The organism is Micromonospora sp. ATLC16 (assembly GCF_057196645.1).
The window spans coordinates 26032-34622 of sequence record NZ_JBXUOW010000057.1 but is presented as its reverse complement, the minus strand read 5'-3'; the positions used below and the strand labels follow the sequence as shown (position 1 = coordinate 34622).

Here is an 8591-nt window from a genome sequence, read left to right as displayed (position 1 = left end):
CGTCACCTCGATAGCACCAGCCTTACGCCGAAACGGCCGAGATCCGTACCAATCCCTCCGACTCCTCGGCCTAACGTAAAACGGTCAAATCCCGACCTTGCAAAGGCCCTGGCCTGACCGGCGGCAGCGACCTCGACGGTGACGTGGGCGTACCGGGAGGACCGGTTGGTCTGCCGCACGAGCCGGAACGACGCCATGATCCTGATCGTTCCACCCGATCGCACACGACGACCACCACCAGGTGCCTCTATCCCGCATCCCAGGTCGCACCTATTGCGGCATGTGCGGATGCCGGCGTGGTGCCGGCCAGGGTATCGAAGTTGGGTGCGGCTATTCGTTTGTCCGATGCTGCGCGGTAGGGTCGCGCGTCTGCCTGCCGGCCTCACATGTCGATAGGGTGTCGCCGTGACGATCACCGTTCGTCAGGCAACGGAGCACGATCTGATGGCGTTGGGAACGTTGTACGCCGAGCTGCATCCGGCTGATCCGATGCTGTCCCACGAGCAGACTACGAAGGCTTGGCAGGAGATCATCGGCCAAGCGGGGCATGCCGTGCTGATCGCCCTGCGCGAGGGAACGGCGGTCGGCACTGTTGACAGCATCGTCGTTCCGAATCTGACCCGTGGCGGGCGACCGTACATGCTCGTGGAGAACGTTGTTGTCGCTCGCTCTGCCCGCCGCCAAGGAGTCGCGAATCGCATGTTCGATGCGCTGATCGATCTGGCCCGTGCGGCCGGTTGCTACAAGGTGCAGCTGCTCTCTCACGTCGATCGTTCCGACGCCCACATGTTCTACGAGTCGCGCGGCCTACGTCCTGTGGCCCAGGGCTACCGGCTTTACCTGGATTGAACGCGAGTCAACCCGCCAGCCCACTACCGTGAAATGGATACCGGTCGCCGGCGCACACGGCCGCCTTCAGTTTCGAGCGCTTCGCGGCCAGATGTGCACCGAACACGGCCCGCGCATGCCGCAGCGCCTACAGGTGATGATCATCGAGTCTCAGGGAGCACGGCAACCGAGCATTTCGATCACGAGCCGGCCACCAGGCGGGTAACGACGGGGCGGAGCCAGTCGAACCAGGCCGGGCTGTCGTAGAGGCGCTCGGGTACCAGGAACCGGGTCCTGTCGATCGGGCGGACCTTGTCGTCGCGGACCGGCAGCAGGATGAACTCCAGCGTGAACGGTGCCGACTGTCGGCCGAGGGAACGCTCGATCTCGCCGACGAACGTGCTGTGGTCGGGAGTGCCGGGCGGGTGCGCGAGCATGCCCGCTCGGCTGCGCGTGCGGTGCCAGTCCTCGGCTTCGGGCCAGCGTCGCACGACGACCTCGTGCAGCGCTGGCCAGGCGGTTAGGCCGGCGAAGTCGGGCGGTCCGAGTTCCGTGTAGCGGGCCAGGTTGACCCGGTCCGCCGGGCGGGGCAGGTCCAGTACCGCCCGCCACCAGCCGAGCCAGCCCTCAGCGAGTGGCGCTGCCGAGGCGAGGGTCGGTGCCGGGAGCGGTGCGATGTCGAGCGGGCCGGGCACCACGCCCCCGGCCGACACATCGATCCGCTCGGCCGTCCTGATCCATAGTGGCCAGTCGTGTTGCTGGATCCACCTGCTGATGTGCATGCTCCAGGATCCGAACAGCCGTGTGTGCATGCCGCCTCCATCGAGTGAAGATCCGCTGATGGATGTCCTGACTCATCATCCCTCTGACAGTGCTCCAAGGTCAGACGCGCTGTTCTCGGCACGTTCGGACGGAACAGGGCCGGCTCGGTGGAACGCTGCGTAGCGCGCGCCATCTGCGGCAGGACCGCGCATCGAGCGCTGCCACGCCCTCACTCAACGTGACGCACGGTCCGCGGCATGTCCGTACACTCGATCTTGGGCAGAATGTGCTGAGCGATTGCGTGTTCGCCTCGACGGAGCTGTGCTGCGACGCGTTCTGGTGGTTGTGGCTTGCTGCGGCCTGAAGTCGATCGTCATCATGCCGTCGTGGGGTCGGACTGGTTCTGGGAACTACACGTGCCGGCGGCGGCAGAGCCAGCTCTTCGCGAGCTGTACGCCCTGGCGGCCTGCCATGGCCTGGGCCCGCACCGCCCCGACGGGCTGATCAACCTGTTCACCAACCCGGACGGCGACGCACGCACGGTAGACGACCCGCAGGCGGCACTCGACGCCATGGCGACGGGCACAGCGGGTGGCCAACTCTGGACCACTGATGGGGTCGATGTCTTCGTAGCGTGGCGGGCTGGGACTCTCACGTGGGCGCTGGACGCGGCGTTCTGTCACCGTCGCCCAGTCCCAGAGGCCGACACCTTCCGCGACCTGCACGCTCGGCTGACCAGCCTGTGGCTTGAAGCCGCCGAGCGACTGCAGGCCGATGTCGGGCGGATTCTCGACGAGTGGTCATCCGAGCAGGTGTGGCACCTCGACATCCACGACAGCTCTCACCCTGCCGATGGCTGGCCCGCAGAACTCGGCTGGTGGACCTACCTTGGCCCCGACCGCCACCTGCCGCCGGCACCGCTGCCCGAGATCACCACCCAGGCACGACGGCTCCCCAACGGCGCCCTACTCGTCGAACTCCTCAACGACCCGGCAGCCGTCGACCCACTCCGCTACCAAGACATCCACACCCGCTGGCTCCAGGCACCATAAACCCACCGCAGACCATTCGCGTCACTGCGAGTTCCAGAGCACGGAGCACGGACTGCGGCAGATCCGGACGGCGGGGTGAGTGGCGTCGCGCCCTTTGAGTACCGGCTTTGCCCTACGAGGCCGCCGCATTCGCTGGCTCACCTTCGGCAGGCCGGGGGTGATCTGCGATTCGTGTCAGTCGCGGCGTCGGGGTGCGGGTGGGTGACCGCGGTTCGGGTCGTGTTTTCGGAGGGAGTCCTCGGTTTCGTTGGCGAGTCGTTGTAGCAGCCATTCGGTTGCGGCGTGCACCTCGGTGGCGGCACCGAGCGTGGTCTCGACCGGCGGACTGGTCTAGGCGTCGACCTGGTGGCCGCCGCAGCCGGTGGAGTCGGAGTCACAGCTGAGGGAGATCGTGGTGTGCACCTGCCATGGCGGCCCGGGGCGGTGGTAGGGCATGCTGCCCGCCGGGGCGCACAGGACATCGACCCAGATCTGATTCGATCCCCCTTCGCCCGCCAGTATCGTGACCGGGAACTCCGGTTCAGGCCCGAGCCGCTGATAGCGGAAGCGGTTCAGGGTGACGCCCCAGAGATGGGCGTCGGATCGTGCACCCAGCCGCTGCCCAACCCGGAAGAGGGTCTCGTCGGCGGACTGCAGAACCTGACGAACGCGGTCGTGTTCCGTCCGATCTGCCAGCGCGGGGAACAGCCAACCGACCTCGCCCAGCGGCAGCGGAATGTCCCGAGAGGTCACGGCTCAGTCTGTGGTGCCGAACCAAGCTACATCCACCCGTTACCTGTGCGCCCCGCGCGCGGTCGGCGGCAGATCCAGACGTTATCCGGTTGGCAGCCAGAAGCCCGGAGCGAAGACTGATACAGGTGATCGACTACCTCTGCCCGGGCTGCGGTGAGCGTTGCGCGGCGAGTCAGCTTCAACGCGGCGGCGACCTCTGTTCTCCGTGCACCGCCAGAGCGACCTGGAACTCTCTGTCAGCAGACCAGCAGCAGGCCATCGACACGGCCATCGGTCGTGGAGCGATAGCCGGCCTCGTTGCGATGCGAGAAGCCCACCCGCCGATCCGGTTACCGTACGCCGTGGACGTTCTCCAGTTCCGCTACGACGCCGGAGTCGGGCGTGATGCTACCGGCCAATAGGCTTCGTGCCGTCTCGCGCGGCAATACCCCCAGCGGGCAAGCCGAGATCGGGTGCACTGATCTCGGCACGTCCGGATGCAGGCCCGCTCGATCCGGTTACCTTCCGTGACGAGCAGTTCGCGGCAGAAGGGTGCACTCACCTTGGATAGCCGCAGCGGCGTGTGGGGCGGCGGCCGGATTCGCCGATGATCTTCTGCAATGATGGCGACGTGATCATCTCTGGTTACCTGGACGGGTATGAGCCGCCATTCCTGCGGTCACCGTTGATCGATGGTTCTCAGGTGATGGCAGATGCTCTGTTCTGGCCGGCTTTCCTCTACACCGTGGGCGGATCCGCGTCGGCGCCGAACGCCTTCGGCGTCGACCTAGCTGACCTGGACGAACTCATCGACACTCTCCTCGACCCGCACAGCTGGCCGGTGTTCTCTCTGGCGCTTGCTGGACGCGGCCGCCTGCACGTCATCATGCGGAACTTCCCCGGCGAGGGCGGCGTCGACTACGTTTTGGATCCAGGTAACGGCGGCGACTCAATCCCGCTCGCGGCCATGGAAGGGCACTTTCGAGGGCCCGCGCTTGCTTGGCCAGAGCTTGTTGCCGCTGCGCACCACCCAGATCAGGGCAACACTGGGGCTGAGCGGCTGCTCTTACTGCTGCCAGTCTGCGCAGACAGCAACCGCCCGAGCACAGCCATTGACATGGTGACGGCGGCCCTGACCTCACTCGGCGCCGGCTCCCATACGCGTCAGGTGGGAGCCGAGTTGCTCAACAGCCGCCGATACTGGACTCCAGCGTGTCAGTGGGCTACCGCCGACGGCGTACTGGTCTGTCTCGGATCGCACGCATACCGCAGCCTCGGGAGCGAGCTTTCACCAAGCGACCTGCGCCTCATCACGGAGGCATTCACTGCGCTAGTGCCGTGACCACGAACGTTCACGGTGTTGGATGACACGCCGTCCGGCCTGTCGGTCGGGCGGCGTTGTGCCGGTCAGGCTGTGGTGGTGGCAGATCTTGTACGCGTGCGGCGGCTGAGTGATCAGGAAGGTCAGCAGCTGCTCAAAATCACCCGCAGGGGGACCGGCTCACCGATCCGACTACGACGGGCGATGGTCGTGCTCGCGTCTGCCGGCGGGAACACGGTGCCGGCGATCGCCCGTCTCGTGCAGGCCGATGAGGACACGATCCGGCAGGTCATTCACCGGTTCAATGAGATGGGGATGGTCAGCCTGGACCCTCGGTGGGCGGGTGGCCGTCCCCGCCAGATCAGTAGCGACGAGGAGCAGTTCATCGTCGAGACGGCCAACACCCGCCCCGAGAAACTGGGGCGGCCGTTCATCCGCTGGAGCGTCCGCAAGCTCGCTGACCACCTGCGCGTTCACTCGACTCGACCGGTCCGGGTGGGCCGGGAACGGCTGCGGCAGATCCTGCACCGGCACCGGATCACCTTCCAGCGGACCAAGACGTGGAAGGAGTCCACCGACCCGCACCGCGATGCCAAACTCGCCCGGATCGAGTACGTCAGCAGCCACTTCCCGCAGCGGGTGTTCGCGTTCGACGAGTTCGGTCCCCTGGTGATCCGGCCGCAGGCCGGCACAGGGTGGGCTGCGGCCGGGCACCCACATCGGCTGCCCGCGAACTACCACAAGCTGCACGGTGTCCGGCAGTTCCACGGCTGCTACTCCGTGGGTGACGACCAACTATGGGGCGTCGTCCGACGCCGCAAGAGCGCCGCGAACACCCTCACCGCCTTGAAGTCGATCCGGGCCGCCCGCCCGGACGGGGCACCGATCTACGTGATCCTGGACAACCTGTCCGCGCACAAGGGCTCGAAGATCCGCAGGTGGGCGGCCCGGAACAAGGTCGAGTTGTGCTTCACCCCGACCTACGCCTCCTGGGCTAACCCGATCGAGGCCCAGTTCGGGCCGCTGCGCACCTTCGTCATCGCCGGCTCGAACCACCCGAACCACCCGGCGATGACCCGACGGTTGCAGGCCTACCTGCGGTGGCGCAACGCCAACGCCCGCCACCCTGACGTCCTGGCCGCCCAACGCCGCGAACGCGCCCGCATCCGCAGCGAACGCCAACGACGCTGGGGCCAACCCGCCACCAGAGCGGCCTGACCCCAACACCCCGAACGTTCGTGGTCACAGCACTAGCCAAGGCTGTAACACCTCGCCACCCCAACCCGCAGCCGGACCATCCCGCAGCTCGACGAACAAGTCTTGGAACTCCCACAGCGTCGACGGCACACCGCGCATGGTAAGCCACCCGCACCGCGGCAACAACCGGCTTCTGACAGGACGTGGCCGGCATCGCGGGGCCGGTGCGCGCACGACTGCGAGGGCGCAGCCCTTGATCACATGCGCTGTCATCGGCACGACCGCATGTTGGATGCCGCCGCCCTTGGTCACGTTCTGTGACGCACGGTTGGCGGCAGATGCGGATGCGGCAGTGATCAAGGGTTGACAAGCTAAAGCCAGCTGCGCCAACCTTGCAGCCGACCACGCGATCGGCGTGGGCACTCTGCATGAGGGAATGACGCCTGTGATCCGGGTGGGCCGAGCGGCCGCCTGAGTGTTGACCACGCGAGGAATGATCGTCGCGCGGCTCTATCACGGTTGAGCGGTCCAACGATTCTTTCCGTGCACCGCAGCCTCCCTCATGCATCGAGGTTCACGTTGATCATGGATGTCCGCATTCAGCAGTCCGTCGTCGCCAACCTGTCCAACCGACCCGCGCCCGTAGAGGTGGGGCCGTTCGTCATCGGGATGGATCCGACAACGACCAGTCCCTACATCAACTACGCGACGCCGCGTCCCGGTACTGCCATCACCGCTGCCGATGTCACCGCCCTGGTCGCAGCCTTCCACGCGGCTGGCCGCAAACCCCGCCTGGAGTACGTCACCAGCTGCGCCCCAGGCCTGGAAGCGCTTTTGACCGCCGCCGGCTTCATCGTGGAAGCCCGGCACACTTACCTGCTCTGTATGCCCGACACATTGAAGACACCACCCACGCTCGACCACCTCGCTCTGTACGAACCGGACACCGATTCTCAGCGCGCCGCGCTGATTGGCGCGCAGAACGAAGCCTTCGGCGGTGACCCGGTGGCCTCCGAGGCTGACGTAGCTCGCCTCCGGCGCCAGCAAGGCGCCGGAGGGGTGGCCGTCATGGCCGTCACTGACGACGGCGCCTGCGCTGGAGGTGGCGGGGCGGTCCCGCCCACCGGCGCGGTAAGCGAGGTCGCCGGCATCGCCGTTCGCAAGCCCTACCGCCGCCAGGGACTGGCGGGAGCGATCACCGCCGAGGCATCCCGGCGGCTGTTCACCGCAGGCGTGGAAGTCGCCTGGCTGGAGGCCTCTGGCGAGGAATCGTGGCGGATATACGAGCGCGCCGGCTACCGACCTGCCGGTCAGCGGCTCTACATCGCCTTTAACTGAGGTCCGACACAGAACCCGGGCTGAGGTCACCGACAAGGCCCGGGCCACCTCTGCGGTTCACTTCACACCACGGAGCAACCGCTCATCGGCCACGTCCGGACGCCTCGCCCAGCGGCAGCTGGCTACGCTCCGTGACGGACGGTCGGCGGCATGACCGGACGTCCGCTCTGCGGATGCGGTCATCTCGTTCGGCCTGAGATGCTCGGCGCATGGGCGATCGACCACCGGAGGGATACGTTGAGCCGATCTCGGTATGCCTCGTGGAATTCCTCGATAGCCGCCAACCAGGCGAGAGGTTCCAAGCGGGAGCGTTCACGACGGAAGAGGAAGCCCAGCGGCTTCTAGAGGCCCTGGGGCAAGCCGGCGACTATGAAGACCTCCGCGTCAATCTGGTGCCGGTGCACGCCCGGCTGGAGGATTGGGACTGGGACCGCTGACTGTCCCACTCGCGGCTGGTGGCACTACGAGGTAAGTCCGGAACCCCACGATGGTGGGACGCCTGACTCATCGATCCGCGAGGCGCGGCTGGGCGATAACTCGCGCAGTGCGGCAGAAGAGTGCATTCCTAACCTGCTGCTCGCGACTGTCCTCTCACCCACTCGTCGAAATGCATCGCGTTTTCCTTCTGCGCGGGTATGCAGTGTTCGAGCGCGTACTGGAGGCTCTCTTCCAACTCGTCGCTCGGCCCGCGGTCCATGAGCAGCAGGGCCTCCGCGCGCGCGAAGAAGACCTCGAAATTCGCCCGCTTCATACGCCCCAGGTCACCGCGTCGGACCTGATCAAGCATGCCGCCAGCCCGCAGCATCCTGCCGAGGACCGGCCAGCCGGCCGCTTCCAACTGGACAACCATGTCGGTCACCGCCGAGACGGCGGATTCGGCATCGCCGACCTCCCACCAGCCGTCTGTCCCCTCGGGTGTGCCAGTGGGGTGCAGCCTTTCCCGGTAGAGCCCGAGGTATTCAGTTGCGGACCTTGGCATCCCCTTGCCCAGCTGCTCGCGCTGCCAACGCAGCCAAGGTTCTGGCGCAACCGCGAGATTGATGACGCAAAGCAGGCTCTCTGAGGTGTTGAACAGCGAGGACTGAACGTTCACCACCGCCCAATCCCCGGATGAATTCGACTTCCGCCAGGTCGGGGCAGTTCCCCTATACCCGTGGGTACGAGCGTTGGGGCCAAGCACATCCCGGAGCGCACCCTTCAAAGCCTGTTGCGCAGTCACGGCGACACGATCCCACGCCGAGCGTCGCGTGCGCTCATCGGCAGATCCGGCTGCCGAGGCGCGCGTCGTTGGATGGCCGCCCGTGACGCAACGTACCCAACCGGAACCTGGGCCGGTCCTACAGGCGTCACGGCATCCGATCCGCGCAAGGTGGGTTGATCCG

General features: G+C 66.5%; 9 protein-coding genes. 6 read left to right on the top strand and 3 right to left on the bottom strand.

Features of this window, described 5'->3' with window-relative positions:
- The first annotated feature begins 405 nt into the window (after positions 1-405).
- Entirely contained in the window at positions 406-849 is a 444-nt protein-coding gene (locus AC2CHE_RS20830; protein WP_484506552.1) for a GNAT family N-acetyltransferase, read from the top strand.
- A 179-nt stretch (positions 850-1028) separates the two neighbouring features.
- Here AC2CHE_RS20830 and AC2CHE_RS20825 read toward each other — a convergent pair whose 3' ends face one another.
- Complete coding sequence (locus AC2CHE_RS20825; RefSeq protein WP_484506551.1) at positions 1029-1640, bottom strand: hypothetical protein; 612 nt, start codon at positions 1638-1640, stop codon at positions 1029-1031.
- 336 nt (positions 1641-1976) lie between these two features.
- Between AC2CHE_RS20825 and AC2CHE_RS20820 the strand changes: the two genes are divergently transcribed.
- Positions 1977-2642, top strand: coding sequence for a hypothetical protein (locus AC2CHE_RS20820; protein ID WP_484506550.1), 666 nt, complete (start codon positions 1977-1979; stop codon positions 2640-2642).
- 330 nt (positions 2643-2972) lie between these two features.
- Here the strand turns inward: AC2CHE_RS20820 and AC2CHE_RS20815 are convergent, their stop codons facing one another.
- A complete protein-coding gene (locus tag AC2CHE_RS20815) occupies positions 2973-3374 on the bottom strand; it encodes a hypothetical protein (RefSeq protein ID WP_484506549.1) in 402 nt (133 codons plus the stop codon).
- A gap of 586 nt (positions 3375-3960) precedes the next feature.
- Between AC2CHE_RS20815 and AC2CHE_RS20810 the strand changes: the two genes are divergently transcribed.
- The 4 genes from AC2CHE_RS20810 to AC2CHE_RS20795 all read left to right on the top strand — a co-directional run bounded on the left by AC2CHE_RS20810 (position 3961) and on the right by AC2CHE_RS20795 (position 7646).
- A complete protein-coding gene (locus AC2CHE_RS20810) occupies positions 3961-4695 on the top strand; it encodes a hypothetical protein (protein ID WP_484506548.1) in 735 nt (244 codons plus the stop codon).
- Positions 4696-4773: 78 nt separating this feature from the next.
- Positions 4774-5892 carry an IS630 family transposase gene (locus AC2CHE_RS20805; RefSeq protein WP_484506547.1) on the top strand — a complete coding sequence of 373 codons (1119 nt, stop codon included), beginning with the start codon at positions 4774-4776 and terminating at the stop codon, positions 5890-5892.
- A 564-nt stretch (positions 5893-6456) separates the two neighbouring features.
- Positions 6457-7209 (top strand): GNAT family N-acetyltransferase, encoded by a 753-nt coding sequence (locus tag AC2CHE_RS20800; protein WP_484506546.1) that lies wholly within the window; start codon positions 6457-6459, stop codon positions 7207-7209.
- A 209-nt stretch (positions 7210-7418) separates the two neighbouring features.
- Positions 7419-7646, top strand: coding sequence for a hypothetical protein (locus AC2CHE_RS20795; protein ID WP_484506545.1), 228 nt, complete (start codon positions 7419-7421; stop codon positions 7644-7646).
- A 128-nt stretch (positions 7647-7774) separates the two neighbouring features.
- On the opposite strand, the gene AC2CHE_RS20790 is transcribed toward AC2CHE_RS20795, so the two are convergent.
- Positions 7775-8389 (bottom strand): DUF4304 domain-containing protein, encoded by a 615-nt coding sequence (locus AC2CHE_RS20790; RefSeq protein ID WP_484506556.1) that lies wholly within the window; start codon positions 8387-8389, stop codon positions 7775-7777.
- Positions 8390-8591: the final 202 nt, after the last annotated feature.

Bases quoted from the DNA above. Each gene is read 5' to 3' on its own strand.
- AC2CHE_RS20825 (WP_484506551.1), bottom strand. From the start codon at position 1,640: ATGCACACACGGCTGTTCGGATCCTGGAGCATGCACATCAGCAGGTGG.
- AC2CHE_RS20810 (WP_484506548.1), top strand. From the start codon at position 3,961: ATGATCTTCTGCAATGATGGCGACGTGATCATCTCTGGTTACCTGGAC.
- AC2CHE_RS20800 (WP_484506546.1), top strand. From the start codon at position 6,457: ATGGATGTCCGCATTCAGCAGTCCGTCGTCGCCAACCTGTCCAACCGA.
- AC2CHE_RS20795 (WP_484506545.1), top strand. From the start codon at position 7,419: ATGGGCGATCGACCACCGGAGGGATACGTTGAGCCGATCTCGGTATGC.